The following is a 26,330-nucleotide window of genomic DNA, read 5'->3' as shown; positions in this document are numbered from 1 at the left end:
AATACCGAGGGGCGGGGGAGCGCGCCTAGATTTTTCGGCATCACCCATCAAAGCCGATGGCCTTCTGGAGGGATGCCGATGACCATGCAGAACACCGCTCGTGTGAGCGCCGAGCCGGCCGGCCCGGCCCGCGAACAGGCTTTCCAGCACGCCTTGGACGTGTTGGTCGAGCGTCGTGACGAGTTCGCCGAACAGGGATATGTGCCGCGGGACTTCATCGACCTGCTCAAGAAGGCCGGGATCTACCGGGCATCGACGCCGGAACGCTTCGGCGGTGAACCGATGCCCCCGGCCGAGTTCCTGCGTCTGATCGAACGGATCTCCGAAGTGGATCCGGCCACCGGATGGGTGGCCAGCTTCGGTTCGGCCCTGACCTACTTCGCCGCACTTCCGGAGGAGACCCAGGCCGAGATCTACGCCGATGGCCCCGACATCTGTTTCGCCGGTGGACTGTTCCCCATGCACGAGCCCGAAGTGGTGGAGGGAGGCTACCGCTGTACCGGTGTCTGGCAGTTCGCCAGCGGTTGCGCCGGCGCCGACATCCTCGGCGTCGGGCTCGCCGGTGGTGAGGAGACCAATGGACGCCCCATCACGGCTCTGGTCGACCCCTCGCAGGCCGAGATCCGCGTCAACTGGGATGTGTCGGGGATGAAGGCGACCGGATCGAACCAGGTGGTCCTCGACGATGTGTTCATCCCGGCCTCGCGCACCTTCATCCGCGGGTCCGAGCCCAGGATCGATGAGCCGTTCACCCGGTACCCGGCATTGGCGTACGCCGCGCAGGTGTTGGCGGTCACCGGGCTCGGCGCCGCCCGGGCGGCACTGGACTACTGCACCGAGGTGGCATCGGCCCGCACCAGCATCACCGGTGGGTCGAAGCGCTCGGCACGGCCCAGCTACCAAGATGGTCTTGCTCGTGGGGAGGCGCGTCTGCGCTCGGCACGGTCCTTCTTCTACGAGACCACCGATCAGGTCTGGCAGAAGGCTCTGGCCGACGAACCGATCGATGATGACCTGCGCGCGCTGCTGCGTCTGGCCACCACACATGTGGCGCACGAGTGCCGCAGCGTCGTGCTCGATGCGTTCGACCTCGCCGGAACCGGCGCCATCTACCGGACCCACCCGCTGCAGCGGTATCTCCAGGACGGCCTCGTCCCGGCTCAGCACGCCATGCTGAACAGCGCCACCTATGAAGCGGTCGGCGCGATCCTGCTGGGAATGAAGCCCTCGGTCCCCAGCTTCCCCTGACCCGAACCTCACGAACTGTCCGCACACATCACGCTGTCGTGAAAGGAAAAGACATGTCCGAGACACCTCTCCGAGTGCTGTTCTGCATCGGAATCAACCAGAACTTCTTCGATCTGCCCACCGGAGGCGGCGGCATGGTCTGGAAGGCCTTCGCCGGCATGCTTGCCGAGATGGAGGACATGGAGGGCGTCGACGTCCTCGGCAACATGGACGACGACTCCCACATGGTCGGCCCCTCGCAGGGATGGCCGTGGACCTGTTACGTGCTCGCCGACGTGAAGGACCAGGAGACGGTCAAGGCCGTGTGCAACCTGTTCCGCACCACGCCGGTGGGTGAGCACAGCCTGTGGCGTTACGCCCACATCGAGGCGCGGATGGGACGCGCGCTCACCGTGCGGCCCGATGTGACGCTGCCCGAGGACTGAGGCTGATGGAGAATCCGTCGATCGGCGTCCTGCAGCGCAGGCTCGATGTACTGGAGGCGAAGGACGCGATGCGTGCGACGCTCATGCGGTACATGGACCTGTGCGATGTGCCCGGCCCGCTGCGCAGCACCGACCAACTGGCGGAGCTGTTCACACCCCAGGCGGTGTGGGAAGGCATCGGGCCCGAGTACGAGGGCAAGTTCGGCCGGGTCACCGGTCGGCACCAGATCGCCGAGATGGTCGCCGGATATCTCCCACCGGCCGTGCACTTCGAACGCAATGCGCATCTGGTGGGCAGTGAACAGCTCGAAGCCAGCGGCGTGTCCGGACGCGGCCAATGGATCATGCAGCAGCTCTCGCACTACGACGCGTCGCTCGGCAAACCACCGGATCTGCTGTGTGCGCGTCTGACGATCGACTTCGCGATCACCCGCGACGCCGAATCCTGCACCGCACTGATCCGACACTTCCGAACCCGACGCATGTTCGCCGCACCTCTGGCAGCGACTCCCGGTCCCTGAACCGGCCCCCGGCGCCTGATCCAACGGCGTCCCAGTCCAACGAAACGACCCTCATCGATCCGTGGTCGGCCCGATCCCGGGCCGACATGGACCCACCAAGCAAGGAGCACCATGGAAACCGCAGACGCCGCACGCCACGCGGATCTGGCCGGGACCGACCGCGTGGCCGGTCGGCTCTACACAGACCCGGAACTGTTCGATCTGGAGATGGAGAAGATCTTCTACAAGTCGTGGGTCTGGGTGGCTCACGAGAGCGAGATCCCCGAGGCCGGGTCGTTCAAGACCATGCAGATCGGCAAGCAGCCGGTCATCGTGGTCCGCGACCGCAAGGGCAACTTCAACACCCTGCTCAACCGTTGCCGCCATCGTGGCGCCACCGTGTGCGATGTGTCGAAGGGTAAGGCCAACGGCTTCACCTGCCCCTACCACAACTGGTCGTATGCGCTCGACGGGCGTCTGCGCGGCATCCCGTACCCCGAGGGCTACGAGGACGTGGTGGAGAAGGCCGACTTCCCGCTGCGCAAGCTACGTACCGAGAGCCACCTGGGCATGATCTTCGCGACCTTCAACGAGGACGCCGAGCCGCTCGAGGATTTCCTCGGTGACGCCAAGATCTGGATGGAGCGCTTCTTCAAACAGACCAACGGCTATGCGCCCAAGGTGATCGGCGTTCACAAGTTCCGTTTCCGCGGCAACTGGAAGATCCAGCTGGAGAACACCACCGACGGCTACCACTTCCCGATGGTGCACAAGTCGTGGATGGCCTCGGTCGACGCCGAGACCGCCGACATGATGTCGTTCATGAACGACCCCGAGGCCGTGACGCACGCGCTGGGCAACGGCCACAGCGTCGCGATCATGGCCAAGGCACACATGGACCTCGACGAGGACGACGGCACCGAGGAGATCCAGCCGCGTTTCCAGCACCTTGTGGATGCGATGCAGGGCGAGTACTCCGACGCCGAGATCCGTCGCATCATGCGGTCGATGCACGGCTGTGGGTTCAATCTGAATCTGTTCCCGAACATCGGCATGTCCTCGGCGTTCTTCCGGGTGCTGATCCCGATCTCGGTCGACGAGACCGAGATCTGGCACATGGCCATCGGCATGGATGGCGGCCCGGAGATCGTCAACCAGGAGCGCCTGCGCATCCACGAGCACTTCCAGGGGCCCTTCGGGTTCGGCTCGCCCGATGATGCCGAGGGCTGGGACCGCGTCCAGCAGGGCGCGCACGCAGATCCGGAGATGCCGATTCTGGTGAACCGTGGGCTCAACCGTGAGGTCACCAGCCCCGAGGGCTGGCCCACCTCCCACGTGACCGATGAGACCGGCATGCGTGAGGCGTATGCGCAGTGGAAGAAGATGATGGCAGCCGACGAGAAGGGCGATGCGTGATGTCGGAAATTCTGTTCACCGATGAGCGGGTGGTGCGGGCGATCTCCTTGATCTGGTCCGAGGCCAAGCTGCTCGACGACAAGAACTACCCCGAGTGGCAGGAGCTCTTCACCGACGACGGCATCTACGTGGTGCCGATCGATCCGGAGACCGAGGACTTCGCCAGCTCGCTCAACATGGTCTACGACGACAAGCGGATGCGTGAGATGCGCGTCGAACGCATGATGCAGGGCTTCTCTCCCTCCGCTGTGGCTGCAGCGCGCACGGTGCGCACCGTTTCGCGGTTCACCGTGGAATCGGTCAGTGACAGTGAGGTGACGCTGAAGTCGGCGCAGATCCTTTCGGCCTACAAGCGCAACCACTTCGACACCCTCGGGGCGGAGCTGACGCACACCATCGTGCTCGATGAGGGTGGTGACCGCATCAAGCTGAAGGTTGTGCGTCTGATCAACAGTGAAGAGGCCGTGACCGCGTCGGGATACCTGCTGTGAGCGGGATCGCGGTCGTCACAGGTGCAGCCGGCGGCATGGGTGAGGCCATCTGCCGCCGGCTGGCCGCCGATGGGCGGCACGTGCTGGTCACCGACATCGACGCCGACGCCGCCACCGACCTGGCGGGACGGCTCGAGGGCGAGGGTGAAGCAGCCGGTGCACGTCTGGATGTCAGCAGCAGGGACGACTTCGAGGCCGCGCTCGCCATGGTGCGCGAGCGGTGGGGCGAGCCGACCATCCTGGTCAACAACGCCGCCATCACGCAGGCCGCCGACCTGATGACGCTGCCTGCGCAGGAGTTCACCTCGGTGTTGGGGATCAACACCTCCAGTGCCTTCCTCGGCTGCCAGGTGTTCGGACAGGCCATGGCCGACGCCGGTTTCGGACGCATCGTCAACATGGCGTCACTGGCCGGCCAGAACGGGGGAACCGCCACCGGCGGGCATTACGCGGCGTCGAAGGGCGCGATCCTGACGGTGACGAAGATCTTCGCGCGTGAACTGGCGTCGAAGGGTGTCACGGTGAACTCGATCTCGCCGGGGCCGCACGACCTGCCGATCGTCCACCGCACCGTGCCGCCGGAGAAGTTGGAGGCTGTGATGGCCGGGATCCCCGTGGGGCATCTCGGTGATCCGGAGTTCATCGCCGACACCGTCGCGCTTCTGGCGAGTGACCGGGCGTCGTTCGTGACCGGTGCGTGCTGGGACATCAACGGGGGCCTGTACCTGCGGTGACGCAGATGTGGTCCCGTGATCGACCACGGGGCCGGGAACAACGAAGACACCGCAGTGGAGCGGTGGAAGGGGAACTGCCATGTCCATGATCGATGTTCGCGTGGTCGAGATCGTCGACGAGACCCCCACGGTCAAGTCGATCCGGCTGCAACGCGTCGACGGCAAGCCCTTGGGCGTGTACCAGGCCGGGGCCCACGTCGACGTGGTGGGGCCCACCGCGATCACGCGTCAGTACTCGCTGTGCAGCACACCCGATGATGCGGAGTCGTACACCGTCGCGGTCAAGCGGGAGGAAGCCGGCCGCGGCGGTTCGGCCGCCATGCATGAACTGAAGGTGGGGGACACCCTCCAGATCAGTGCACCCCGCAACCTGATGGGGATGGATGAGCGGGCCAAGCACCATGTGCTGATCGGCGCGGGCATCGGCATCACGCCGATGCTGAGTCTGGCGCGGTGGATGCACGTGCACGGACATTCGTTCGAGCTGCACTACTTCGCGCGCAGCACCGAGGATGCGGCATTCCTGCCGTTGTTGCAGGAACGGTGCCCCGAACATCTGCACACCCATCTGGGGGTGGGCGTGGGTGAACATGCCGGTCTGCTGCGTCGGTATTTCGCCGAGATGCCGGAGGGTTCGCACATCTACATGTGTGGCCCGGGGCCGTTCATGGATGTGGTGCGTGAGGTCGGCAGGGAGTTCGTGGCCGAGGACGAGATCCATGAGGAGAACTTCCACGCCGCGGAGCAGCCCGATGCGTCGGAGAACAGTGCCTTCGAGGTGGAGTTCGAGGACGAGACCTATCAGATCCCCGCCGACCGCTCGATCGTGGAGGTGCTGCAGGAGAACGGCGTCGAGGTGGACACCTCCTGCGAGGAAGGGATCTGCGGCACCTGCATCATGACGGTGCTGGAGGGTGAACCGGAGCATCGTGACAATGTGCTGACCAAGGCCGAACGCGCCGCGGGTGACCAGATGGCGGTGTGCGTCTCGCGGTGCAAGGGCGAGCGTCTGGTGCTCGACTACTTCTGATGGTGAAGTGTCCCGGGTGATGAACGGAGAGATCTTCCCGTCCGGCCCCGACTTCAGGGCCATGGTGCAGGGGCTCGATTCGGGCATCCTGATCCACGAGGCCGCGTCGAAGAACATCCTGTGGGCGAACGAGGCCGCCTGCCGGATGTTCGGGTTTCGTCTCGAGGAGCTGCGTCCGCTGAAGGCGCACCACATGAGCAGCCCCGATCAGCGGTATCGGCGCGATGTCGGCGTCGCATGGCTGCAGGAAGCCGTGGTGCGCGGTGAGAGCCGGCGTCGGTGGAAGTATCGCGCCAAGAACGGAGAGGTGTTCTTGACCGATGCGGTGGCCAAGCGGCTCGACTTCCGCGATGGGCCGGTGGTCATGGTGGTCTTCCGAGGTGTGACGCCCGAGGACGATCTGCGCGCGGAGCTGGATCGGGCCGAGGGGTATCTGCAGAGGTTGATGGTGTCGGCGTCGGCGGGGATCGCGTTGCTGGACGAGGAGAATCGCGTCCAGGACATCTCGGATTTCGCGGCGCGGTTGCTGGGCACGACGGCCGAGGAGGCGGCCGGGCAGCGGCTGGATGCGCTGGCCACGCCCTCATTGCCGCTGGATGGAGAGGTCGTCTCCGGGCACCTGTCACATCCGGGTGATCCGGTGGAGATCACGTTCGAGGTCGACGCCGAGGACGGGACGCGGTGGTTGTCGGTGGACATCGAGGTGGTGCGCCACGACGGCATCCAGTCGCGCCTGGCGGCTTTCCGTGATGTGACTGAACGCGAGGAGCTCGCGCGGCACAACGAGTACCAGCAGGCGCGGCTGCAGTACATGAGCAGGTACAACGCCATGGGAGACATGGCGATGACGATCGCGCACGAACTCGGGCAGCCTCTGGCTGCGGCCCGCAACTCGTTGATGGGTCTGCAGGCGCGGCATGCGTCGGGGAATCTCAGTACCGAGGATTTCGAGTACGGGCTGGATCTCGCCGCACGGCAGTTGACGCGGTCGGCGCAGATCGTGAGCAGCGTCAAGCGTTACGTGCAACGCATCGAGACCTCGATGGCGGTGGAGGACCTCGACGACGTCGTGGCCGATGCCCTGTACTTCGCACAGTTGCGAGCCAGGGAGAAGGGCATCGAGCTGCAGGCGGACCTCAGCGAGGAACCGTTACCGGTGAAGGTGGATCAGATCCTGATCGGGCAGGTGGTCATCAACCTGTGCTTCAACGCCGTGGACGAGGTGTCCGAGGCGATCGCAGAAGGACTGACGCCACCGCCGGTGGTGGAGCTGACCTGCTTCCGTGAAGGCGACTGGGCCTGTTTCTCGGTGGCCGACCGGGGACGCGGCCTGGCCGAACCCACCGATCAGGCCTTCAGCACCAAACAGGATGGCGCCGGGATCGGACTGATCATCTGCGAACGGATCATCGAACGCCACGGCGGAGAACTCGTCTTCACCTCCGGCGAGCCCGGGACCATCGCCACCGGGCGACTGCCGCTGGTGGAAAGCGTCGGATCGTCGGAAGAATGACCCTGAGGTGTGTTGTTGGGCGATGAGGTCGGGGAATGCATGCCACACCGGGGCTTCGATGTCGTTTCTCTGCCGTCGGGTTCGCTTCGCTTGAGCGCCCCTTGTGGACCGTTGAGTCAGAGCTGCTGAGGGTGCACGTTCCGCTCTAGCCAGTCGCGGAGGGGCTGCGTGGTCTCCCAGACCGTTGCTATCTCGTCGGCGAGTTGATGGGTGTGTATCCAGTCTGCGCGAGGCCAGTGCTGGATGACGGCGGCGCCTTTCCAACGGAGGTGGTGGATGCGCGGGTGTTCAGCGGGGTAGCCGCGTGGGGCTGTCTTCAGTGGGGTATCAGCGCCGGGGGTGAGTTCCAGTGAGTGGCTATGGAGGTCGTCGACGATCTGTTGGAACTGTGTTCCGGTGGGGTGGTCGTCGATGGCGGATCGGAATCGCCTGAGCTGCTCGGGCGTCATGCGCATGGCCCCATAGCCAGTGACCACGCCGGTGGGTGAGGCTTCGAGGTAGTAGCCGATGCCGCCGGTGGAATCGCGGGTGCTGGTCGCTCCGGTCCACGTCTTGTAGGGGGCGGCATCCTTGGTGAATCGCAGATCCCGGTGAGGACGGAAAATGCGCAGGGGCTCGAAGCGTTCACTGAGTTCTGCGACCAGAACTTGCACCGGTTGGCGAACATCGCGTTCCCAGCGCTGTCTGTTCGCTGCCCAGAATTCTTTCGTGTTGTTCCGCTCGAGGTCCTCGAAGAACTCGAAGAATCCAGCGGGGAGTCCGTCGCACTGGGTCATGGCCGGGCTGTGGTGGTGCGGTTGTAGATCATTGCTTCCTCTATCCATGCGTCAAGGGCTTGGTCTGTGGTGAGGTGATCTGGGGCGATGGTGATCCACCCGGGGCCCATGGAGCGTCCGGTGCCCATCTCAGCCTGGGATGCTCCAGGTTGTTGGAGGAGTCTGTCGTGGTCGTTGGTGTCGACGCGGACGAGCAGGCTGCCGTCCTTGCCGACGCTGACGATCATCTTGTCGTTGGCCATGATGGCGCGGCCACCGAACATCGAGACCTCCCGCACCGGAACATCTGGGTCCAGAAGGCCACGAACACGTTCGACCAAGGACTGCTGAGTATCGGTCATGGCAGCCATGGGTCAGCCTTCCGAGGGCGGGCCGTAGGACAGTCGGTCGAAGATCAGGACGCTGTCGACGATCAGGTCATCGCGCACTGTGAACAGTTCGGCGGCCGGTGCGGTGCTGGTCGCTGCGGTCTGGGGGTAGTAGAACAGGGCGACCCGGTCGCCATCGGTGAACTCGGCGATGTCGCCGATGCCGGTGAGTATGGGCGCGAACCCGGCGATGAAGCCTTCGTATTCCTGCTTGCCGGTCAGGTCGATGCCGGGGGCGCGGCAGGTGATGTCGTCGGCTACCAGGCTCATGGCGGTCTCGATGTCACCGGTGGTCCATGCGTGGTGGTACTTCTTGACGATGTCGTAGGCGGTCATGATCGGAGTCCTTTCACAGGTCATGACGGGATCGGGTGGTGATCGGTCAGTCGGAAAGTGGGGTCCATGTGTCGTGTCCGGGATCTCGACCGGACGCTGCCAGCGTGAGGCGTGGCAGGAAGTTCGCCCAGCCGTCGGCGTGACCGGCGACAGCACTCTCGGGCAGGTCGCTGTGCCGCAGATCAACCCGCGTGCCAGCCGGTACTGCGGTGAGGCGAAACTCCACCGTGGACGCCCCTGCCGGTAGCTCATCGCTGCCGGGAAAGCCCCAGGACACGACCACTCGGTGTGGCGGTTCGACGGCCAGGAATTTCCCGCGGACCGGGTGTCCGGCGATGTCCACGGAGAAGCGGCCGCCCTCGGTTGGGTCGAGGTCGGCGAATTGACCCATCCACGCGGTCATGCCTTCGTTCGTGGTGAGGTAGGTGAAGACCGTCTCGGGAGGCGCGGCGATCTCGATGGAATCGGTGAACTCAGCCATCCTGCTTCTCCTCGTGTGCTTCCACGGCAGCCTTCAAGGCGGCGAGCTTGGTGGGCCAGAAGCCATCCAGATACGACCGCACTGCAGCCAGGCCGTCGGTGTTGACCATGTAGAGGTGTCGGGTCTGCTCGCGGGTGCTTGTCGCCAGTCCCGCACGCGATAGAGCGCGCAGATGATGCGACGCTGCTTGCTGGGACAGACCGACCTCATCGGCCACCTCGCCCACCGGGCGAGGCGTGGAACGGATGACTCTCAAGATCGCGCGCCGGTTTCCATCGGCCAGCGCGCGCAACGCAAGATCCAGATCGGCAGCTTCGGCACTCATCCAGCACTCCTCTCGGTGTCTGACCCACGCTAACACAAGCAGTCACTTGTGCAAGCGTTTGCTTGTGGACCACCGGGGTCCTGGGAGGTGTCTGCCGAGTTCCGGAAAGTCGATCTAGGGTCAATTCAACCGCTGAGGTGTGCTCTCCATCTGGCGATGAGGGTCGCGAGGGCTTGCAAAGTAGACCATGTAGATGCCTGGCTAGGTTCACGGTTGCTCTCGACGCGGGCAACGTCGGCTCAGAACTCTTGGGATGCCGGCGACCATGGGGTGGGTGCACTGGTGGAACAAGAACCGTTTGCATGAGTCCCCGGATTACCGCGCGCCTGCGGAGGTCGAAGCTGCATACAGTCGCAACCACGACGTAGCGCCCGCTGCGTCGTGTCCGAGGAACGAGTCTCCAAGGCGCGTCAGGTGTCAATGGCAATCTTAGTTCGTCCGGTCAGAGCTGGGAGTGTCGGTGGTGTGCCATACGCTGAACCCAACCAGCACCAGTGACCAAGGAGTACCCCGTGGTTAACGCCCAACGCATCGGCGATAGCAGTAACGGAAACCAGCAGATCCAGACGGGCGGCGACGTCAAAGCTCCGTTCGCAAGGGGTGGAGGCGTTGCCTTCGGTGGCGACAACCACGGCATTGTGGTCACCTCGGTGCCGACCTCTGATGAGCCGCGGCACACTTTCGATATCGTTAAGAAGACCCGAATCCCCACCCCGGCGGCACTCATCGGTGTCGTCTCTGGCTTGATAACCATTGCCGGGTTCGTCACGGGGGCCTTCTCGGTGAAGCAGCTCGTGGATATCTTCGCGTCGGGCAGCGGCTTCGACATTTCGGCCGGGGTGCCGACGGCATACTGGTGGCTCATCGTTTCTGTCTTCGTCATCGCCATCAGTTTCATTGGCTGGTCGTTCTTCCGGTTCCTTCGCCGAAATGTGCTTCGCCTGCCGAAGCATCCCTTCTTCCGTGCCTGGGCGGGCATCAAGGAGGAGGACGGTGTGACCTACCCGTACTCGCTTCGTCTAGCGATGCGGTGCCCGAAGTGCAAGAACCAGAAGCTTCGTTTCCAGCAGGTCCCCGAGACCTGGGTTGACTTCTACGACAACAATGGCAAGCGCACCAAGCGCGACGTGACGAAGTGGATGCCGATGGCTGTCTGCCCACGCAATGAGGAGCACTCGATCCGGGTCGATATCTCAGGCAATGATTTTGACGAGGCGCTGCCTCGATAAGTCCTGCTCGGGGTGCTAGTGCAGTGACGGGTGCGATCGTTGGGCCGCCCGTACCGTCTAGCTGCGTCGAATAGTTCGAAGTCCCTCTATGATGGCCCCATCCGTAGGGGTGTGCTTTCTATCCGGCGACGAGGGTCGCGAGATGACAGGCACACCCCTGTTGTTTCTCTCCAGGGTGGGTGTGCGGGCGAGAACCCGGGTGTCATAGCCCTGCTTTGTGCCAGTGCACGGCGATCTGGACGCGGTCGCGGAGGTTGAGCTTGGTGAGGAGGCGGCTGACGTTGCGGCGTACGGATCCTGGTTCGATGGCGAGTCGTTCGGCGATTTCGGCGTTGGAGTCGCCGTCGGCGATGAGGCGGGCGATGTCGCGTTCGCGGGGTGTGAGCAGGTCGAGCAGTGCTCGCATCTCGGTCTGCTGGTGGTGGGGGAGGGCGCGGGGGATGCCGCGTTCGATGACTTGACGGGTGATGCGTGGGGTGAGGATGGCGTCGCCGCGGGCAACGGCTTGGACCGCGGTGATGAGGTCGGGAGTGCGGACGTCTTTGAGGAGGTACCCGGACGCGCCCGCGGTGAGAGCTCCGAAAGCGTAGTCATCTTCGTCGTAGGTGGTCAGCACCAGGACCTTCACCGACGGGAATGCGCGGGTGATCCGACGAGTGGTTTCGATGCCGTCGAGCACCGGCATGCGAACATCCATCAGGATCACGTGGGGAAGGGGAGCTGCTTCCTCTCGCGCGGCGGTGAGCAGGTCCAGGGCTTCTTGGCCGTTGCTGGCTTCGGCGACGACGGTGAGGTTCGGGCTTCGTCGGAGCATGAGGGCGAATCCTCGACGTGCCATGGGCTGGTCGTCGACCAGCATGATGCGCAGCCGGTCAGGCATGGTGGTTCTCTTCGTTCGGTGCGGGTGGCAGTTTGGCATCGACGATCCACTCGTCGGGCTCGCCGGGGCCAGCGTTGAATGTGCCACCCTGGCTGGTGACTCGATGGGAGAGGCGTTGCAGCCCGCTGCCCGGCTCGTACTCGTCGGCTTTGCGCGGGTGCCCGTGGCTGCGGATGGTGATCCGCGTGCCTTTGGTCGTGTGGTGGTCGATGGCGATGGATGCTCGTTCGAGGGGCTCAGTGTGGCGCACGGCGTTGGTGAGGGCTTCGCGGACGATGCTGAAACCGAGATCGGCGACGGGCGTTCCGTTGGGGCGTCGTCCGGTCTCGGTCACCACCACCGGGACGTCGAGGGCACGGACGCGGTCGGCCAGATCATGGACGTCGTCCCAGCTATGGGGGTGATGGTGGTCTGGAGCGGGCGCGGCCGGGTCCTCAAGGCGTCCGAGCAGGGAGACGGCGCGCCTGGTCTCGTCGAGCCCTTCTCGTGCCAGGGTCTCGATGTCTTCCAATGATTCGTCGAGTTCTGGATTCTCTGTGGCCCCGGCGAGGCCTTGGGAGAGGGCGATGATGGCGGTCAGGTTGTGCCCGACGCTGTCGTGAAGCTCGGCGGCGATGAGCGTGCGCGCTATGGCCTGATCCCGTTCGGCGGCGATGGCACGCGCGCGCTCGGCATCATGGTGGGATTGCTGGGTGGCTGTTCTCCAGCCGCGTACGCTGCGGACCCCGACCGCGGCCAGGATGCTGAGCGCTGCCACGCTGAGCTGACCGGTGAACTCGTCAACGACCGTCGTCGAGGTCGCCAGCCATGAACTGGCCAGCATGCCGGCGCCCGTCGATGTGACCGAGCCGACCACGGATGCTAGCCCGGTGTCGGCGACGACGCGGAACAGCGCGAACAGCAGCGGGAAGGCGACGTAGTCGTGCATGCCGATCGCGGACGCCGCCAGGTACGCGGCCCCGATGACCGCGAGCGCCAGCACCGGCCGTCGGGGGCTCCACAGCAAGATCATCCCTGTGAGGACCACAGCGATCGTGATGCCCACGGCTCCCGGCGTCGACTGGACGAGCTCGAAGGCGATTCCGTCACGCGCGCTCCCGGCGAACAGGAGGCGCGCGACCATCAGTGCCTGGAACGCGACGCAGGCGAGCACGATCACCAGCCACGCCGTACCGGCTTCCCGACGCTCGCCGCAGGTCTGATCGAACCAGTCCCGAACAGCCTGCACCGCCGCTCCTCCCAGACCTCGACTGCTGATGATCGCTCTTGCCAGTGTTTCAGGCGTGGCGCAGCCCCGCCGCTGCTTCCCGGCGCAGCCACGGCATCGCCTGGCTGAACTGGACGGCCCACAGCACGAACCAGCACACCAGGAAGCCCGCGGCCAACCCCAGCCATGGCACGCTCAGCGCCACGGAGCCCACCAGCGCCAGTGAGCAGCTGACCACCAGCCACGCGACCAGAGCCACCGGAAGCAGCCCCATCCCGGCTGCGCACAGAGCCAGACAGAACGACTGCCACGCGACCAAGCGTGAGACCTGCACGGGGCTCATCCCCGACGCGCGCAGCGTCGTGTGCTCGCGCACCTGGTCGCGGCCGCTGAGCGCGATGACCGCCATGCTCGTCGCGATCGCCATCAAGCAGAACAGCCCCGAGAGAAGAGCGACGTCGGTCAGGTTCGGATCCTCCAGCGGGAAACCCGCCCGCGTCATCACGGCTAGGTAGGAGCCGGTTGCGGTGAAGATGACGCCGCCCAGTCCGATCGCTGCCGCCAACGGTGCGATCGTGTTCGCGTTCATCGCCGCTTGCGCCCGGGCCGAGCGCGCTGCCACCTGTCCCACGGGGACACGGAGGAGACGCAGGACCTGGTGCGCGAGGCTCAGGGCGACATGCACCAGAGCGGGTCCGGCCACGTAGACCGCTCCGGCGCTCAATCCGCCGACCCATGTCGCCGCATTCACCGTCGCCGTGGTCGACCGCCCGACCTGCGCAGGATCCAGCGTTCGGGGCGTGGCGACCGCCATCGCCACAGCACAGGCCAGCAGCAGGCCTCCAACGAGCCATCGCCCCCACGCACGCCGGCTCTGCACAGCCGCGGGCCCACGCATCGCTTCAACGGGCTCCACCAGAGCCGCACGATGCGCAGGCCAGGCAGCTCCCAGCAGACAGGTCACCACCGAGAGCACAAGCGCCGCGCTACCCGCGACAGCGCTTGGCGTGAAGGGTGGTGGAGCGAAGTCACCGGTGCCGCCCGGAAAGCTCGCACCGGCCATCGCGTTGAACCACGGCACCACGAGCGAACTCAGGACCGAGCCGAGCACCACCCCCGGAACGGCCCCGACGAAGCTGGCCAGCCCGACCAGCGCCCACAGGCAGGCGCGGACCTGCCGGGGCGAGGCTCCCATCAGCTGCCACTGGGCGAACGTGCTGCGGGTGCGTTCCACCGTCGCGGAGCCCACTACGGTCAGCGAGCACACCGCGAGCAGCGCGATCACCGTGTAGATCGTCATCGAAACCATCGCGAACTCGCCGCCGTCGAGACCTGATCGCCGGGCCGCGTCCAAGAACTCGGTGGAACTGGTCCAGAGGAACTGGTTCGTGCACGCCGTGACCAGGATCGTCACCGCGGCGACCACGCCCATACTTGGCGCCCACCCAGCCCAGTCGCTGCGAAGGATCCGCACCACATGACGCAGCATCACCGCACCTCCCGCCCACGCACCCGTTGACGCATTCCGGCCAGCACCTGACCGGCGTCCAGCCCGGAGCCAACCCCGGTGATCGACCCGTCGCGCATGAACACCACACGATCAGCACGGACAGCGGCATCCACGTCATGCGTCACCATCACCACCGTGATCCCTGCATCCGCGAGCTCCCGCAGAACCTCCAGAACCAGGCGTGAATTGGCGCTGTCCAACGCGCCCGTTGGCTCGTCGGCGAATACGACAGCGGGTCGGAGCAGCAGCACACGGCACAGCGCCACCCGTTGTTGCTCGCCGCCCGACAGCGCCCCCGCGGCCGTCCCTGCCTTCGCCGCCAAGCCGAAGCGTTCCAGCAGCCGAGTGAGGACCTGACGGTCAACCTGCCGGCCGGCCAGAGACAGCGGTAGGGCCACGTTCTCCTCGACGCTGAGATAGCTCACCAGGTTGTACTGCTGGAACACGAACCCGACCCGCGACCGCAGGAACGTCGCCCGCGCCTGCCGAGACATCGCATAGACGTCATGACCCTCAACCAGCACCTGACCCGCGGTAGGAGCATCCAACCCGCTCAAGCAATACATCAGTGACGTCTTGCCTGCGCCGCTGGCACCCACGATCGCCGTCAACGACCCTGGAGAGAACGTCACCGAACACTCCCGCAAAACCCAGTCGCCGCTCGCGATCTGCCGCCCCACAGCAACGGCACTCACCGCGCTAACGTTGTTCGCCTGCACTATCTATTCCTTCCAGTACCGGCCCTCCATTCGAAGGCTTACGACGAGCAAAGCCCAGCGCTGGCGTTCGCGTCACGGCGATGGCAAGAACTGTCATCACCAGTGGACAAGGCCAAGTCGGTGCCGGTCCAACAAGGTAGGATGTGGGTATCCACCGGGGTGTGCTTTCTATCTGGCGACGAGGGCAGGGAATAGCAACCACGCCTTGGGGCTTCTCAAGCCGAGAAGCTCTGAGTGCAGTACGTCTCAAGATGGCGGCGCTGCAGCAGAGGTGGGTCGCTACCGCGCTGACACATCGCATTGATGGTGTTCGTTGCTTCCGGTGGAGAGGATCGTTCCGTCGGAGCGGAGCGCGAGGGAGTGGCGAGAGCCAGCAGCGATGGCCACGACATCGTCCCAATCACTCGTGTTGCACTGGCCCTCAACATTGCGGCCGGTGGCGATGACAGTGCCGTCCTCGCGGACGCCGAGGGTGAAGCGCCAGCCTGCGGCGAGTGAGCGGATACTGTGCCAGCCGTTGACCTCGCATTGACCGTGTGCGTTCCACCCTGTGGCCACGACCGTTCCGTCATTCCGAAGACCGAGCGTGTGTGACTTGCCGGTGTTGCTGAAGGTGTGGACGTTGCCGGCAGCGACTGCGACCACGTTCTCCCACGTCGAAACCTGGCATTCGCCAGCACGATCGTGTTCGACCGCGACGACGGTGCCATCGTCGCGACACCACACGGAGTGACGCCGCCCCGCGGCGATTGCTCCGGAACGCTGATGGCGGGGGAGAGACATGCTCTTGATCGTAGTTGTCGGGAGGCTTGCGGGGCGTGAGCATGGCGTCGGGGTTCGACTTGCAGCCAACGCAGACCATCGCGCACCACAGCCTGGTAACCGGGACCCTGCTCATCCCGCTCGCAGCCGAACTGTCTCTGCGCGTCGCACCATGAACAGCAGCCCGGTGAACAGCACCAGGCATGTGGGAACGGCGAGCATGAGGCGTGCCGGTGTGTCCGCGCATTCGGCCCACAGCGGCAGTGAAACGGCCCATAGGGGAGTGGATGCAAGAACATCGCCGGCGAAGGTGACCGAGAAGATCCACCACAGCAGTCCTCCGGCGATGGCCATTCCCGGTCCGAAACGAATCGTGGTCGTCAGAGACGCCAGTACCACCACAGCGCCGGTCAATACCCACAGCAATGTGCGACGCGGAAGGTCCTCGGGGGAGCCCTCGAGCAGGACCGCCATGACCGCGGCCGCGGTCATGGCCGCCACGTGAATGACGATGCGGGCAACGAGCGCGTGACGCGTTCGTGGGCCCTTCAGCGCAGTGATCCGCCACGCATCGCGCACCCCGGACCAGGCCACGACCGGCAGGATGATCGCTCCGACCGGCAACACCAGATAGGAGAAAGTCCCGGCTGCGGCACCGGGCCGATCCACGAGCGCGACGACCACCATCAACGCGAGTGCCCCGGCAGTGAGCCAGCCGATGGCGGTCCCGCGCAGAGCCAGGTGCGCGGCTCCGAGGGCTCCGCCACGCGTCGAACGACGTGGCGCTGGGGCGACAACAGCGCGGCGTCCCACCCAAGGGAGATGCCTGGTGTTTCTGTCGAGAAGCAGCAGAACTGCAAGTGAGGCTGCGGCAGTGATGATGCAGCCGGCCAAAGCCGTCCACGGCTCGGTGATGATCGGTGTTTCACCGGGCGCGAGTGGCACCGCGTTCTGATGCACGCCCAGCGCCCACAACGAGGGTCGCACCGGCCACGTCATCGGGACGGCCCACCACCACGACTTCTCCGCGGAAAGCGTGCCGATGATCTGCAACCCAAGGGCTATGAGTATGGCCGGGATCGTTCCGGAGAGGTCGGCCAGCACCAGACCCGGCAGGCACAGCGCCCACGATGACACCCAGCTCACCAGAGCGGCGATCACGATGCTTCCCATTGCATCCGTGAACCCCGTCAGCATGGCCACCACGGCGATACCGCCGTATGAGAGCAGATGGAACACACCAGACAGGGCGATGAGTACGAGCGCGCGAGCGATGAGGATCAGGTGACGGGGTGTGCTGCGCCATCTGGTCCCACCTTCACGGGCGCCGCGTTCGCGGTCGGCGACAGCGCCAGCCAGGAGCGTCATGATCGGTGCGGCGAGCCCTGTTGCGTACAAGCCCTGCCAGTTCAACAGATCATGCACGCTGCCGTTCATGCCGGCAGAGACGGCGAACCGGCTGGAGAGCAGGGCGAAGATCAGTCCACTGAGTGTCAGCAGCAAGGCCGCAGACCCACGGGTGCGCGTCACCTCGGCGCGAAGAGCTCTGATCATCGGGACGCCTCCGCGGTCATCGTGAGCTCGAGGAAACGTTCCTCCAACATGCCCACGGGGGCGAAGTCCTCCAATGGCCCACTCCACTGGCACCGTCCCGCGGCGAGCACGGTGATGTCGTCAACGAGACGAGACACCTCGCCCAACTGGTGAGAACTGACCAACACCGTGCCGCCGGCGGCCGCATGATCCCGCAACAGCATGCGCAGCTCGACGATGCCCTGGGGATCCAACCCGTTCTGCGGTTCGTCCAGGATCAGGACCTCGGGCTCCCCGAGCAGGGCGACCGCAAGGGTGAGACGCATCTTCATGCCGGTGGAGAACGACCTGGCTCGCTTGCGGCCGGTGCCTTCCAGGCCGACGAGCCCCAGCACTTCATCGATCCGTGAACGGGAGCAGCCCAGAAGCCGGGCATGGACGGTCAGGTTGTCCCGCGCAGACAGGTGCCCATACAACGCGGGTCCGTCGACGCTCGCACCGATCCGGTCGAGTGCGCCCCGCTCCCACGGCCGGCCGAACAGCGAGATATGCCCGGCGTCGGGCTGTTCGAGACCGAGGACCATGCGGATGGTGGTGGACTTGCCCGCGCCGTTGCGGCCCAGGAATCCGTGGACCCGCCCGGGAAGGATGTCCATGTCGAGTCCGTCGAGGACAGGACGACCTGTGTAGGACTTGGTGAGCCCGCGACACGAGACCACAGGAGTGGTTCCGGGTGGAGGAGAGTGCGGTTCCGGTGCAGCAGGAGTCGTCATGGGTCAAGTCAAAGCCCGGGACCGGTGATGACGGATCGGGCGCATGACGGAAATTCAGCCGTTCTGCCTCCGCCGCGTGGGGGAGGGGTCAGGCCAAGCCCGCCCGATGGGCCAGCACCACCAGTGCCACACGGTCTCGGCAGTCGAGCTTGATGAGCAGGTTGGACATGTGCGTCTTGACCGTCGCCTCGCCCACGCCGAGGACAGTGGCGATCTCGCCGTTGCTGGCGCCGTCGCTGAGCGCCAGCAGTACATCGAGTTCGCGGGGCGTGAGCATCGCCAGCCCTTGGCGGGCGCGTGATGAGATGCGTCCGGCAGAGTGCGCCACCGCTTCCCGGTAGGCGCGGATGACGTGACCGGTGACCCCCGACGCCAGGACGCTCCGCCCCTCATGGACCAGTCGGATTGCCGTGGCCAGTTCCGCGGGGTCGGCGTCCTTGAGTAGAAACCCTTGGGCCCCCGCATCGAGGGCGGCCCGCACGAGATCTTCCGAGTCGAAGGTCGTGAGCATGACGACCTTCGGCGGTGAGGCACGGTCGGCGATGCGGCGAGCAGCGGTGATTCCATCGGTGCCGGGCATACGGATGTCCAGGACGGCCACGTCCACCAGACGCCGGTCGAGCGCGGCCAGTGCGGCGTCACCGTCCTCGACAGCCTCGACTACGTCGATCTCGGCTTGGGCATCGAGGATCGTGCGCAGAGACGCCAGTAACAGTGGTTGGTCGTCGGCCAGAAGGACGCGGATCGGGCGATCGCAAGCAGCGGTCATCAAAGTTCCCTGAGAAGAGAGTTGTGCAGGGGAATCGTGGCGGTCAGCTCGAAGTGGCCGCCAGAGATGGCGGTCTGCAGCGCGCCACCGAGGTCGGAGAGACGGGCGGTGAGACTGGTGAGGCCTGTTCCAGTGCCGACGACTGCAGGGGCATCGGTGGGGGAGTCGAGGTCGTCGCGGAGACGGTTGCGCACCTCGAGGCGCACCGGGTCATCCAGTGCGAGTACGAGGTCTGCGCCAGCGGCGGGGTCACCATGGCGTAGAGCGTTGGTCAGTGCTTCCTCGAGCACACGCAGCACTGCCAGACGCACGAGAACCGGCAGATGCTCCTGGGCGGTCGTGAGTTCGGGCAGCGCGGGGATGCGCCCACGGACGGGGAGCCCGCTGGCGCGGAACCGATCCAGCAGAGTCGGTATGTCCCGCAGGTCGCCTGCCGGAGCTGGCGCCTCCTCGGCAGCGATTGGGCTTGTGGAAGTGCCTGCCCCCGCAAGAGTTCCCACGAGGGATCGCACTCCGCTCAGGGCCTCCGACGCTGTGGCGCGCACATCGTTCAAAGCATCTCGGGCCGAGGATGGGTCGGCGTCCAACGTGATGAGGCCTGCGGTCGAGCGCGCGTGGATCAGCGTCAGGCTGTGGGCCAGGACATCGTGGATCTCTGTGGCGATTCGCTGACGCTCCGCCTGGGCCGCTGCCTTGACCCGATGCTCCCTTTCTCGCTCGGCGGCCTCTCGGCGCTCCTCACCTTCCTTCCTTGCCCGTGCCGTTGCCGCATCCCGCGCTCGGTGATGACGCGCCAGCAACCACACGAAGGCAAGGATGAGGCACTGCAGGGCGACAGCCACCAGGTCATACCGAAACCCGGCGGTCGTTGGGAGCGCATTGCCGGGGGAGACGACCGCGCCGAGCAGACCGAGCACACCAGCCACTGCCTCCCAGCGTCGTCCCGGGACCCACCGCGTCCATGCGTACACCACGAACCCGGCCAGCAGCAGATACGGCGTGAGACCGGTGTTGAGGGGCATGGCTGCCCAGAACACTGCGGCCCAACCAGCCAGGAGCGCGGCGATCACGCACCCGGCTGCCCGTGGCCGCACTCGCCAGAACAACGCTGCACCGGTCAATCCGAAAGAGAGAAGCATCTGCGTGAGGGCGATCGTGCGGGGGGTGCCGTCGGGGCGCAGTGCGATCCCGACGTAGGCCAGAGAGACCAGACCGCAGGACGCGGCGAGCAAGGCATCGCCGAGCCCCGGACGCTGGGCCGGAGAGTCGGCGACGCTGTGGCGGTGCATGGGCCGACGATATCGACGTGTGAGGTGGCATGACCTCCCCCGCGTGGGGGATGCGCGCCGTGCGACCGGTGGGCCTCGTACGCGGGCAGGTTACGGTGAGGGGCGGCGCATCAAGCCGTCATCCTTGACCCGACGAGGTGTCTTCGATGGATTGCTGAGTGCCGTCCCAAGCACTCAGATGGTTCTCGAGTCTGCTCATGGCCGTGACGATGCGGCGAGTGCGTTGGGAAAGTTGCTGGTGGCGTTCGCGCAGTGCCTCCAAGAGTCGGGTGGCGTCCTGGTCGGTGTCGAGCGTGGACAGCAGGTCGCGGATGTGGGGGATGCCGAGTCCGGCGCGACGCAGGGTGAGAATGAGGCTGGCACGCCGCACGAGGCTGGGAGAGTAGTGCCGGTATCCCGTGGTGGGTGAGCGTCCGGGCTCGAGTAGCCCTTCACCTTCCCACACGCGCAGAGTGCTGGCCTTGATGTGGAGGGCTCGGGCAGTCTCGGTGATGGTGCGCAGGCCGTGATGGGCAGATTGTTGCTTTGGTGGGTCATACTGCAGAGCTGCGATGGTGTCGTCCAGATGATGCCGCTCAGCGTCGTGTCGGCAGATTCGTGCCGTGATGGTCCGCAGCGCGCTGTCCACCTCTCCTGCTTGGATGAGGATAAGGATGTGGCCGGCGGTTGCGATGTCGAAGGCATCGGTGAGAGCGCGATAGGCGTGGAGAGCCGCAAGATGACATTCGCCGTAGCTTCGGTACCCATTGGCGAGTCGAGGGGCCGGGGGCAGGATCCCGCGTGTCTCCAGATTGCGGATGGTCTGCGTGCTCACTCCCACAGCCCGCGCCAATGCGGCGGTTCGCACGACCGAAACCTCCTGATTGATGGATGTTTTCCTAGTCATCGAGGATTTCTGCACAAAGTCCCCAACAGCAGAAGCATCCCGAATCCTGCGCTATTGGGCAGGCGCTGTGGCGCAGATGGACTTGACCAGCGAAACGGGCCACCCGCTCATGAACGCGGCCTACGACACCCAGGTGGGACGCCTGCGACTCGTGCACACTGGCAACGCCGAGGAGTGAGACCCGGCAGGGTCGTGTTCGCATTCGCATGGCCGTAGTGGAGCGGTTACTTGATGTGTCGTTCGTTGAACTGCAGGTCGTGTCCGTCGGGTGCTGCGACCGTCGCATAGGTGCCCCACGGAGCGACTGTCACCTCGGAGACCTCTGCGCCTCGAACTTTGATGGCCTCGGCGGTTGCGGCAACGTCATCTGTTGCGAAAGTCAGATGTGCCCCTTCACCCGGCTGTTTGCCGAAGGCGGATGCTGAGGCCAGCATGAGGGAGGTCGTGCCGTGCGCCGGAGCGACTTCCAACCAGCGGCCTTCGTGCTCCATCTCGACGTCTTGGACGATGTCGAAGCCCAGTATGTCCCGGTAGAACGTCAAGGCTTGGTCCTGATCGCTGACGTAGATGATGGCGGTCGCTATGTGCGTGATCATGTGGGCACGTTAGATCGGGGGGAGCGTGCAAGGTTTGTCCGAACCTGCTGGGCTTCATCAGCGGTGTCGGTGCGTGGGCGACCGTGCGTCGGTCATGCCGGAGTCGAGGATGTCCTGGATGATCGCGCCGTAGGTCCGTGCCAGTTCTTTGTGGGACGCGGTGGCGATGGCGTCGAGTTTCACCAGATGTCGGGTGACCATCAGCCCCACCATCGTCACCTGGATCCGTGCGATGAACTGATCACGGGCGTGCTGGGGGAGTTCGGGGAACCGGATGGCGGCGAGTTCCTGAACGATCTTGGTCATCATGGCCCCGAACGCGGAGGCGAGACGGGCGTTGGAGGTGAGCGTCTGGATCGTGACCTGCCCCATGGGGCTGTCCCACAGCATCAGCAGTCGTCGTACGAGCGTGACGCCGATCGCGTCGGTGGGGACTGCGAGGATCGCTTCGAGGTTCTTCCGGGGATCGACGGCGAGGTGCGCGGTATGGACGAACAGGTCCTCCTTGCCGTCGAAGTAGTGGTGCAACAGTGCCGGATCGACGCCGGCCCGCCGCGCGACCCCACGCAGGGAGCGCGCATCGCTGTTGCACTGTTCCTGTCCGGTCAGACTCTCTGGCGCCAGTACCAGCATGCTTTCGTCGACGCTGCAGGAGAATGCCTATAGTAGGTAAAACGTGGTCGTTGGATTTTCGAGGGGAGTGCGCATGAGCATCTCGATTTCGAGCGCGGAGTTCAACAGGGACGTTTCTGCGGCGAAGCGCGCTGCAGCCGATGGCCCGGTGACCATCACCGACCATGGCAGACGTGCACATGTGCTGATGACCGTTGAGGACTACGACCATCTGGCGGGTGAACGCGAACGAGTCGGGAATCGTCTGTGGGCACGGCAGACCGCTGATGTCGAGCTCGAGCTCGAACCTCGGCAGGTGGAGGAGCCTCGCGAGGCAGAGCTGTGAAGTACCTGCTCGACACGAACGTCCTGAGCGACGCGCGGCGTCGGCGGTCGGAGCAGCTCGAGCGGTGGTTGAGCGAGCAGGAAGTGGGAGATCTGGCGATCAGCGTCATCACGCTGTTGGAGATCGAGCGAGGGATCCGCCGGAAGCAGAGGGCTGATCCTGCTGGCGCGGCGCCGCTGTGGCTCTGGCTGAATGAGGACGTACGGCCTCTGTTTGCGGGCCGTGTGCTGGCGGTCGATGAGTCCGTGGCGAGCGTCGCGTCGGGACTGCATGTGCCCGACCCCATGCCCGAGATGGATGCCTTGATCGCAGCGACCGCGCAGGTCCACGGTCTGGTGCTGGTGACCCGGAACACGAAGGATTTCATGCGAGCCGCCGTGCCGCTGATCGATCCAAGCGCGATGCACTGACTGTCGGCCTCGAAGCGCTGGCCACGGTCCTCATCGGTCTACTGGCGGAGAAGACGACCGACCGGGGACTCTTCTGGCCCATTGTGATGACTCTCTGTTGGACGATGGGTCTGCAGAATGCGCTCATCACCAAAGTCACCGACGCCCAGATCCGTACCACGCATGTGACCGGAATGGTGACCGACATCGGCATCGACTCGGCAAGATGCTCTATCGGAATCGCCCGAACGGCCCCGATCCGGTGCGCGCCAGCAAGAACCGACTGCAGCTTCACACCATGATCGTCTTCCTGTTCTTACTCGGGGGCGTGTTCGGGGCCTTGCTGGGAAGTGCGATCGGCTTCCTGACGGTCCTGCCCGCAGCGGCGATCCTGTTCTTGCTGTCGAGCTTCCCGACCTGTGCCGATCTGCGCAGCGGCGCTTTCGCTCGCGCTCCGTCGTGAGGATCCTCCGCGCCGAGGGTGGGGCGCAGAGGACGCTCGATCGCACGGCTACAGTGTCGAATCGACAAGGAGGTCGCCATGAAGATCGTGCTCGCCCCTGATTCGTTCAAGGAATCCGCCACGGCGTTGCAGGCCGCCGAGGCATTGGCGCGGGGTGTGCGTGCCGCCGATCCGGGTGCCGAGGTGGTTCCGGTGCCCCTGGCAGATGGTGGGGAGGGGTTCACCGACGCGATGGCTGCTGCGTTGGATGCGGGTATGCGTCAGGTGGAGATCGTCGACGCTCTGGGGTGCCCGACTCACGCACACTTCGCATTGGCCGGCGACGTGGCGGTCGTCGAGGCGGCGCAGGCCGTGGGACTGGGGCGTATCGCGCCGGAGGATCGGTCGATCTTCGACTCCGACACACGAGGACTCGGGCAGCTGATGCGCGCCGCCCTCGATGCGGGAGCACGCGAGATCATCGTGGGGATCGGTGGCACGGCCACCAACGACGCCGGTGCCGGGATGCTCGCCGAACTCGGCGTCCGTTTCTTGGATGGTGGCGGGGCAGAGCTGGGCACCACGCCGCGGGAATTGGCGCAGGTCGTCAGTGTGGACGCCTCGGGAGTCGATCCGCGTCTGGCGCGCACTCGCGTCCGGGCAGCCTGTGACGTCAACAATCCGCTCGTGGGTGACAACGGGGCGTCTGCCGTCTATGGCCCCCAGAAGGGTGCTGCGCCGGATGATGTCCCGGTGCTGGATGAGATCCTGCGCCGGGTTGCGGAGGCGGCCGGGCATCTGGAAGGGCCGGCGCAGACGCCGGGGGCCGGTGCGGCCGGCGGCCTGGGCTACGCGCTGGGGGCTTTCTGCGGGGCCGATCTGGTTCCCGGCATCGACGTGGTCCTCGAGGCGGTTGACTTCCGCTCGGTGATCGCCGACGCCGACGCTGTCTTCACCGGGGAAGGGGCCATCGACGCCCAGACCCTGATGGGCAAGACTCTCAGTGGGGTGGCATGTGAGGCACGGGCCGCTGGGGTGCCCCTCGTGGCTTTCGCCGGGCGGGTCGCGGCAGACGCCGCCGTGCTGCACGACCACGGATTCACCGCACTCGTGCCCATCGGCTCCGGGCCTGAGCCCTTGTCCGAAGCGCTTGCGAACGCGGAGGTTCATCTTGCACGAGCAGCAGAGATGGTCATCCGGTTGATGGGGTCTCACCGCGCACGATCGTGATGAGCGTTCGGGCCATGCTCAAAGGCCACTGAAGTCAGGAGCGTGGTGTGCTGCGTGCTTGGTTCACGGCGTCGATGATCGCCTGACGTTTCCAACTCACGAGGTTGAACTCATGACCGGTTTGAGTGGTGACGGTCAGAAGTGCCGCAGCGAGTCTGCGGTGGGGACGCAAGCCGGTGATGTGGTCGAGCGGAATGTGGAGCTCGGTGTGCGTCGCATTGAGGCTGTGTGGGATGAAGGCGAGCTCGTTCGGCGTGACGTGGATGTGGCCACCGAGGGAGATCTTTCCGTACAGCCCGGTCAGTGCCTGCAAGGGTTGATAGGCCAGTAGTTTCTCGAGTCCGCTGGCGGGGTCTGTCACCAGGTTACCGGCGGATGTGTGGGTGGCACCGTGGGGATGGGGCATGGGCGTTCCTTGATGCTCAGGCGGTTAATGGGCCGCACAGCGTAGCTGAACCCGAGATCGGCGGCAGCTCCGGCGTGATGGGTGTGAGGTTTTCCCCTGCGATCGACGGAGGTTGGCTCACGCGTCCGAGCGTCGCGACAACAGTCCATGGGACGCCGCCACAGCCAGGACGACCAGACCGGCCCCGAGCAGCTGGATCGCTGTGGGACGTTCGGCGAGAACGATCGCTGCGATGATCAGAGCGAAGACTGGTTGGGCCAGCAGCAGACTCGCCGTTGTGGAGGGGCTGAGGTTCGCGCTGCCGTGATGGACGAGTAGCCACGCGATAACCTGCCCGACCACGGCGAGTGCGATCAGCAGCGCCCATGCTTGGGGCGTGATCTCCGCAAACTGGAGGCCCCCGAAGAACAGACCGACGACCGCGGTGGTCGCTCCCGCCGACGCGGTGGCCCACGCCAACTGTTGGATGATGTTGCTGCTCCCGCTACGGGTGGTACGTCGGGTGATGAACATGTAAATGCCGTAGCCGACGCCTGCCAGCAGCGCCAGAGCAGTACCGGTCAACACCTCCGGCCCGAGCTCGCTTGATCCCCACAGACCCCCCAACATGCCGATGCCCAACAGCATCACTGGGGCCGCCAGCTTGAAGCGTCGTGAGACAGGCTCCTTGTCGAACATCCACGCCAGCAGCGGCAGGACGATCACTTGGAAGTTCAGCAGCACCGTGCTGACACCGGCGCCGACCTTGAAAATGGATGCGGTCCATGCCGCGTAGTCGATTCCCAAGGCTATCCCCGCGGCGATCGACCACCAGATGTTGCGACCTGAGAGTGCACCGTGTGAGGACTTTTCCCGGAGGGCCAGGAGGGCCAAGAGGGGAACCGCGATCGCACAACGCAGCGTCGCGGTGGTGATGGGCTCGACAGCGGCGAGCTTGATGACGATTGCCGATACCGAGAAAAACAACGCACCCAACAACACGGTGAGGATTCCGCGACGCGAATGGGTGATGGCTGTGCTCGGCGTGGACATGCCCCCCACGGTAGGCAATGGACGCACTGCACACGAGTGTGAACAACACGGTTTGGGTCAGCGATAGGGCCGCCCCG

The 26,330-nt window shown here is 65.3% G+C and carries 33 protein-coding genes; 14 read left to right on the top strand and 19 right to left on the bottom strand.

The window, feature by feature from the left end; translation table 11 throughout:
- Positions 1–78: 78 nt before the first annotated feature.
- From FB460_RS09275 to FB460_RS09240, 8 genes are all read left to right on the top strand, one after another.
- The gene (locus tag FB460_RS09275) at positions 79–1,248 is read left to right on the top strand and encodes an acyl-CoA dehydrogenase family protein (RefSeq protein ID WP_246044348.1); all 1,170 of its coding nucleotides are present in this window, start codon (positions 79–81) and stop codon (positions 1,246–1,248) included.
- A 53-nt stretch (positions 1,249–1,301) separates the two neighbouring features.
- Positions 1,302–1,673 (top strand): hypothetical protein, encoded by a 372-nt coding sequence (locus FB460_RS09270; protein WP_142093859.1) that lies wholly within the window; start codon positions 1,302–1,304, stop codon positions 1,671–1,673.
- A gap of 5 nt (positions 1,674–1,678) precedes the next feature.
- Positions 1,679–2,194, top strand: a complete 516-nt coding sequence (locus FB460_RS09265) for a nuclear transport factor 2 family protein (protein WP_142093858.1) — start codon at positions 1,679–1,681, stop codon at positions 2,192–2,194.
- Positions 2,195–2,305: 111 nt separating this feature from the next.
- On the top strand, positions 2,306–3,589 hold the full coding sequence (locus FB460_RS09260; RefSeq protein WP_142093857.1) for an aromatic ring-hydroxylating oxygenase subunit alpha: 1,284 nt from the start codon (positions 2,306–2,308) through the stop codon (positions 3,587–3,589).
- Positions 3,589–4,080: an aromatic-ring-hydroxylating dioxygenase subunit beta gene (locus tag FB460_RS09255; protein ID WP_142093856.1), complete on the top strand. Its 492-nt coding sequence runs from the start codon at positions 3,589–3,591 to the stop codon at positions 4,078–4,080. The genes FB460_RS09260 and FB460_RS09255 overlap by 1 nt, the downstream gene beginning before the upstream one ends.
- Positions 4,077–4,814 carry an SDR family NAD(P)-dependent oxidoreductase gene (locus FB460_RS09250; RefSeq protein WP_246044347.1) on the top strand — a complete coding sequence of 246 codons (738 nt, stop codon included), beginning with the start codon at positions 4,077–4,079 and terminating at the stop codon, positions 4,812–4,814. Before FB460_RS09255 ends, FB460_RS09250 begins: the two co-directional genes overlap by 4 nt.
- A gap of 79 nt (positions 4,815–4,893) precedes the next feature.
- The gene (locus FB460_RS09245) at positions 4,894–5,844 is read left to right on the top strand and encodes a PDR/VanB family oxidoreductase (protein ID WP_142093855.1); all 951 of its coding nucleotides are present in this window, start codon (positions 4,894–4,896) and stop codon (positions 5,842–5,844) included.
- Between the two features lie 19 nt (positions 5,845–5,863).
- A complete protein-coding gene (locus FB460_RS09240; protein ID WP_142093854.1) occupies positions 5,864–7,357 on the top strand; it encodes a PAS domain S-box protein in 1,494 nt (497 codons plus the stop codon).
- Positions 7,358–7,473: 116 nt separating this feature from the next.
- Here FB460_RS09240 and FB460_RS09235 read toward each other — a convergent pair whose 3' ends face one another.
- From FB460_RS09235 to FB460_RS09215, 5 genes are read right to left on the bottom strand one after another with little or no spacing between them, the layout of a single operon-like run.
- Positions 7,474–8,133, bottom strand: a complete 660-nt coding sequence (locus FB460_RS09235) for a DUF2461 domain-containing protein (protein WP_142093853.1) — start codon at positions 8,131–8,133, stop codon at positions 7,474–7,476.
- Positions 8,130–8,483, bottom strand: coding sequence for a TfoX/Sxy family protein (locus FB460_RS09230; protein WP_142093852.1), 354 nt, complete (start codon positions 8,481–8,483; stop codon positions 8,130–8,132). The genes FB460_RS09235 and FB460_RS09230 overlap by 4 nt, the downstream gene beginning before the upstream one ends.
- 3 nt (positions 8,484–8,486) lie before the next feature.
- Positions 8,487–8,837 (bottom strand): nuclear transport factor 2 family protein, encoded by a 351-nt coding sequence (locus FB460_RS09225; RefSeq protein WP_142093851.1) that lies wholly within the window; start codon positions 8,835–8,837, stop codon positions 8,487–8,489.
- A 46-nt stretch (positions 8,838–8,883) separates the two neighbouring features.
- Positions 8,884–9,318, bottom strand: a complete 435-nt coding sequence (locus tag FB460_RS09220; protein WP_142093849.1) for an SRPBCC family protein — start codon at positions 9,316–9,318, stop codon at positions 8,884–8,886.
- Positions 9,311–9,643: an ArsR/SmtB family transcription factor gene (locus FB460_RS09215; protein WP_142093848.1), complete on the bottom strand. Its 333-nt coding sequence runs from the start codon at positions 9,641–9,643 to the stop codon at positions 9,311–9,313. The genes FB460_RS09220 and FB460_RS09215 overlap by 8 nt, the downstream gene beginning before the upstream one ends.
- A gap of 512 nt (positions 9,644–10,155) precedes the next feature.
- On the opposite strand from FB460_RS09215, the gene FB460_RS09210 reads away from it, so the two are divergent.
- Positions 10,156–10,872 (top strand): ABC transporter permease, encoded by a 717-nt coding sequence (locus FB460_RS09210; protein ID WP_142093846.1) that lies wholly within the window; start codon positions 10,156–10,158, stop codon positions 10,870–10,872.
- A 202-nt stretch (positions 10,873–11,074) separates the two neighbouring features.
- Here the strand turns inward: FB460_RS09210 and FB460_RS09205 are convergent, their stop codons facing one another.
- From FB460_RS09205 to FB460_RS09145, 12 genes are all read right to left on the bottom strand, one after another.
- A complete protein-coding gene (locus FB460_RS09205) occupies positions 11,075–11,752 on the bottom strand; it encodes a response regulator (RefSeq protein WP_142093845.1) in 678 nt (225 codons plus the stop codon).
- Positions 11,745–12,980, bottom strand: a complete 1,236-nt coding sequence (locus FB460_RS09200; protein ID WP_142093843.1) for a sensor histidine kinase — start codon at positions 12,978–12,980, stop codon at positions 11,745–11,747. Before FB460_RS09200 ends, FB460_RS09205 begins: the two co-directional genes overlap by 8 nt.
- Positions 12,981–13,029: 49 nt before the next feature.
- Positions 13,030–14,448 carry an FtsX-like permease family protein gene (locus tag FB460_RS09195; protein ID WP_142093841.1) on the bottom strand — a complete coding sequence of 473 codons (1,419 nt, stop codon included), beginning with the start codon at positions 14,446–14,448 and terminating at the stop codon, positions 13,030–13,032.
- On the bottom strand, positions 14,448–15,164 hold the full coding sequence (locus FB460_RS09190) for an ABC transporter ATP-binding protein (RefSeq protein ID WP_246044346.1): 717 nt from the start codon (positions 15,162–15,164) through the stop codon (positions 14,448–14,450). Before FB460_RS09190 ends, FB460_RS09195 begins: the two co-directional genes overlap by 1 nt.
- Before the next feature lie 303 nt (positions 15,165–15,467).
- A complete protein-coding gene (locus tag FB460_RS09185) occupies positions 15,468–15,971 on the bottom strand; it encodes an RCC1 domain-containing protein (protein WP_142093837.1) in 504 nt (167 codons plus the stop codon).
- 111 nt (positions 15,972–16,082) lie between these two features.
- Positions 16,083–17,504, bottom strand: a complete 1,422-nt coding sequence (locus FB460_RS09180) for an ABC-2 family transporter permease (RefSeq protein WP_142093835.1) — start codon at positions 17,502–17,504, stop codon at positions 16,083–16,085.
- Positions 17,501–18,256, bottom strand: coding sequence for an ATP-binding cassette domain-containing protein (locus FB460_RS09175; protein ID WP_142093833.1), 756 nt, complete (start codon positions 18,254–18,256; stop codon positions 17,501–17,503). Before FB460_RS09175 ends, FB460_RS09180 begins: the two co-directional genes overlap by 4 nt.
- Positions 18,257–18,344: 88 nt before the next feature.
- Positions 18,345–19,025, bottom strand: coding sequence for a response regulator transcription factor (locus FB460_RS09170; RefSeq protein WP_142093831.1), 681 nt, complete (start codon positions 19,023–19,025; stop codon positions 18,345–18,347).
- A complete protein-coding gene (locus FB460_RS09165) occupies positions 19,025–20,314 on the bottom strand; it encodes a sensor histidine kinase (RefSeq protein WP_142093829.1) in 1,290 nt (429 codons plus the stop codon). The genes FB460_RS09170 and FB460_RS09165 overlap by 1 nt, the downstream gene beginning before the upstream one ends.
- 118 nt (positions 20,315–20,432) lie before the next feature.
- Complete coding sequence (locus FB460_RS09160) at positions 20,433–21,161, bottom strand: MerR family transcriptional regulator (protein ID WP_170210028.1); 729 nt, start codon at positions 21,159–21,161, stop codon at positions 20,433–20,435.
- A 263-nt stretch (positions 21,162–21,424) separates the two neighbouring features.
- The gene (locus FB460_RS09150; RefSeq protein ID WP_142093824.1) at positions 21,425–21,796 is read right to left on the bottom strand and encodes a VOC family protein; all 372 of its coding nucleotides are present in this window, start codon (positions 21,794–21,796) and stop codon (positions 21,425–21,427) included.
- Positions 21,797–21,853: 57 nt separating this feature from the next.
- Positions 21,854–22,429: a TetR/AcrR family transcriptional regulator gene (locus tag FB460_RS09145; RefSeq protein ID WP_142093822.1), complete on the bottom strand. Its 576-nt coding sequence runs from the start codon at positions 22,427–22,429 to the stop codon at positions 21,854–21,856.
- A 73-nt stretch (positions 22,430–22,502) separates the two neighbouring features.
- Here FB460_RS09145 and FB460_RS09140 point away from each other — a divergent pair, with 73 nt between their 5' ends.
- From FB460_RS09140 to FB460_RS09120, 5 genes are all read left to right on the top strand, one after another.
- A complete protein-coding gene (locus FB460_RS09140; protein ID WP_142093820.1) occupies positions 22,503–22,754 on the top strand; it encodes a type II toxin-antitoxin system prevent-host-death family antitoxin in 252 nt (83 codons plus the stop codon).
- Positions 22,751–23,164 carry a type II toxin-antitoxin system VapC family toxin gene (locus FB460_RS09135; protein WP_142093819.1) on the top strand — a complete coding sequence of 138 codons (414 nt, stop codon included), beginning with the start codon at positions 22,751–22,753 and terminating at the stop codon, positions 23,162–23,164. The genes FB460_RS09140 and FB460_RS09135 overlap by 4 nt, the downstream gene beginning before the upstream one ends.
- Positions 23,161–23,445 (top strand): DUF1275 family protein, encoded by a 285-nt coding sequence (locus tag FB460_RS13510; RefSeq protein ID WP_142094294.1) that lies wholly within the window; start codon positions 23,161–23,163, stop codon positions 23,443–23,445. The genes FB460_RS09135 and FB460_RS13510 overlap by 4 nt, the downstream gene beginning before the upstream one ends.
- Positions 23,370–23,606, top strand: coding sequence for a YoaK family protein (locus tag FB460_RS09125; protein ID WP_142093817.1), 237 nt, complete (start codon positions 23,370–23,372; stop codon positions 23,604–23,606). Before FB460_RS13510 ends, FB460_RS09125 begins: the two co-directional genes overlap by 76 nt.
- Positions 23,607–23,684: 78 nt before the next feature.
- Positions 23,685–24,815 (top strand): glycerate kinase, encoded by a 1,131-nt coding sequence (locus FB460_RS09120; RefSeq protein ID WP_142093815.1) that lies wholly within the window; start codon positions 23,685–23,687, stop codon positions 24,813–24,815.
- A 34-nt stretch (positions 24,816–24,849) separates the two neighbouring features.
- Here the strand turns inward: FB460_RS09120 and FB460_RS09115 are convergent, their stop codons facing one another.
- Both FB460_RS09115 and FB460_RS09110 read right to left on the bottom strand, forming a co-directional pair.
- The gene (locus FB460_RS09115) at positions 24,850–25,221 is read right to left on the bottom strand and encodes a hypothetical protein (protein ID WP_142093813.1); all 372 of its coding nucleotides are present in this window, start codon (positions 25,219–25,221) and stop codon (positions 24,850–24,852) included.
- Positions 25,222–25,338: 117 nt separating this feature from the next.
- Entirely contained in the window at positions 25,339–26,253 is a 915-nt protein-coding gene (locus FB460_RS09110) for a DMT family transporter (protein WP_142093812.1), read from the bottom strand.
- Between the last annotated feature and the right edge of the window lie 77 nt (positions 26,254–26,330).

Source organism: Propioniferax innocua, assembly GCF_006716235.1.
GTDB lineage: Bacteria > Actinomycetota > Actinomycetes > Propionibacteriales > Propionibacteriaceae > Propioniferax > Propioniferax innocua.
The sequence above is the reverse complement of the archived record's forward strand: the minus strand, read 5'-3'. Positions and strand labels throughout refer to the sequence as shown.

Excerpts from the sequence above, each read along its gene's own strand:
- FB460_RS09120 (WP_142093815.1), top strand. The coding sequence starts at position 23,685 with ATGAAGATCGTGCTCGCCCCTGATTCGTTCAAGGAATCCGCCACGGCG.
- FB460_RS09275 (WP_246044348.1), top strand. The coding sequence starts at position 79 with ATGACCATGCAGAACACCGCTCGTGTGAGCGCCGAGCCGGCCGGCCCG.
- FB460_RS09125 (WP_142093817.1), top strand. The coding sequence starts at position 23,370 with ATGCTCTATCGGAATCGCCCGAACGGCCCCGATCCGGTGCGCGCCAGC.
- FB460_RS09230 (WP_142093852.1), bottom strand. The coding sequence starts at position 8,483 with ATGGCTGCCATGACCGATACTCAGCAGTCCTTGGTCGAACGTGTTCGT.
- FB460_RS09245 (WP_142093855.1), top strand. The coding sequence starts at position 4,894 with ATGTCCATGATCGATGTTCGCGTGGTCGAGATCGTCGACGAGACCCCC.
- FB460_RS09140 (WP_142093820.1), top strand. The coding sequence starts at position 22,503 with ATGAGCATCTCGATTTCGAGCGCGGAGTTCAACAGGGACGTTTCTGCG.
- FB460_RS09150 (WP_142093824.1), bottom strand. The coding sequence starts at position 21,796 with ATGATCACGCACATAGCGACCGCCATCATCTACGTCAGCGATCAGGAC.
- FB460_RS09260 (WP_142093857.1), top strand. The coding sequence starts at position 2,306 with ATGGAAACCGCAGACGCCGCACGCCACGCGGATCTGGCCGGGACCGAC.
- FB460_RS09240 (WP_142093854.1), top strand. The coding sequence starts at position 5,864 with ATGAACGGAGAGATCTTCCCGTCCGGCCCCGACTTCAGGGCCATGGTG.
- FB460_RS09195 (WP_142093841.1), bottom strand. The coding sequence starts at position 14,448 with ATGCTGCGTCATGTGGTGCGGATCCTTCGCAGCGACTGGGCTGGGTGG.
- FB460_RS09180 (WP_142093835.1), bottom strand. The coding sequence starts at position 17,504 with ATGATCAGAGCTCTTCGCGCCGAGGTGACGCGCACCCGTGGGTCTGCG.
- FB460_RS09270 (WP_142093859.1), top strand. The coding sequence starts at position 1,302 with ATGTCCGAGACACCTCTCCGAGTGCTGTTCTGCATCGGAATCAACCAG.
- FB460_RS09265 (WP_142093858.1), top strand. The coding sequence starts at position 1,679 with ATGGAGAATCCGTCGATCGGCGTCCTGCAGCGCAGGCTCGATGTACTG.
- FB460_RS09175 (WP_142093833.1), bottom strand. The coding sequence starts at position 18,256 with ATGACGACTCCTGCTGCACCGGAACCGCACTCTCCTCCACCCGGAACC.
- FB460_RS09145 (WP_142093822.1), bottom strand. The coding sequence starts at position 22,429 with ATGCTGGTACTGGCGCCAGAGAGTCTGACCGGACAGGAACAGTGCAAC.
- FB460_RS09215 (WP_142093848.1), bottom strand. The coding sequence starts at position 9,643 with ATGAGTGCCGAAGCTGCCGATCTGGATCTTGCGTTGCGCGCGCTGGCC.
- FB460_RS09165 (WP_142093829.1), bottom strand. The coding sequence starts at position 20,314 with ATGCACCGCCACAGCGTCGCCGACTCTCCGGCCCAGCGTCCGGGGCTC.
- FB460_RS09185 (WP_142093837.1), bottom strand. The coding sequence starts at position 15,971 with ATGTCTCTCCCCCGCCATCAGCGTTCCGGAGCAATCGCCGCGGGGCGG.
- FB460_RS09205 (WP_142093845.1), bottom strand. The coding sequence starts at position 11,752 with ATGCCTGACCGGCTGCGCATCATGCTGGTCGACGACCAGCCCATGGCA.
- FB460_RS09115 (WP_142093813.1), bottom strand. The coding sequence starts at position 25,221 with ATGCCCCATCCCCACGGTGCCACCCACACATCCGCCGGTAACCTGGTG.
- FB460_RS09235 (WP_142093853.1), bottom strand. The coding sequence starts at position 8,133 with ATGACCCAGTGCGACGGACTCCCCGCTGGATTCTTCGAGTTCTTCGAG.
- FB460_RS09110 (WP_142093812.1), bottom strand. The coding sequence starts at position 26,253 with ATGTCCACGCCGAGCACAGCCATCACCCATTCGCGTCGCGGAATCCTC.
- FB460_RS09225 (WP_142093851.1), bottom strand. The coding sequence starts at position 8,837 with ATGACCGCCTACGACATCGTCAAGAAGTACCACCACGCATGGACCACC.
- FB460_RS09255 (WP_142093856.1), top strand. The coding sequence starts at position 3,589 with ATGTCGGAAATTCTGTTCACCGATGAGCGGGTGGTGCGGGCGATCTCC.
- FB460_RS09220 (WP_142093849.1), bottom strand. The coding sequence starts at position 9,318 with ATGGCTGAGTTCACCGATTCCATCGAGATCGCCGCGCCTCCCGAGACG.
- FB460_RS09170 (WP_142093831.1), bottom strand. The coding sequence starts at position 19,025 with ATGACCGCTGCTTGCGATCGCCCGATCCGCGTCCTTCTGGCCGACGAC.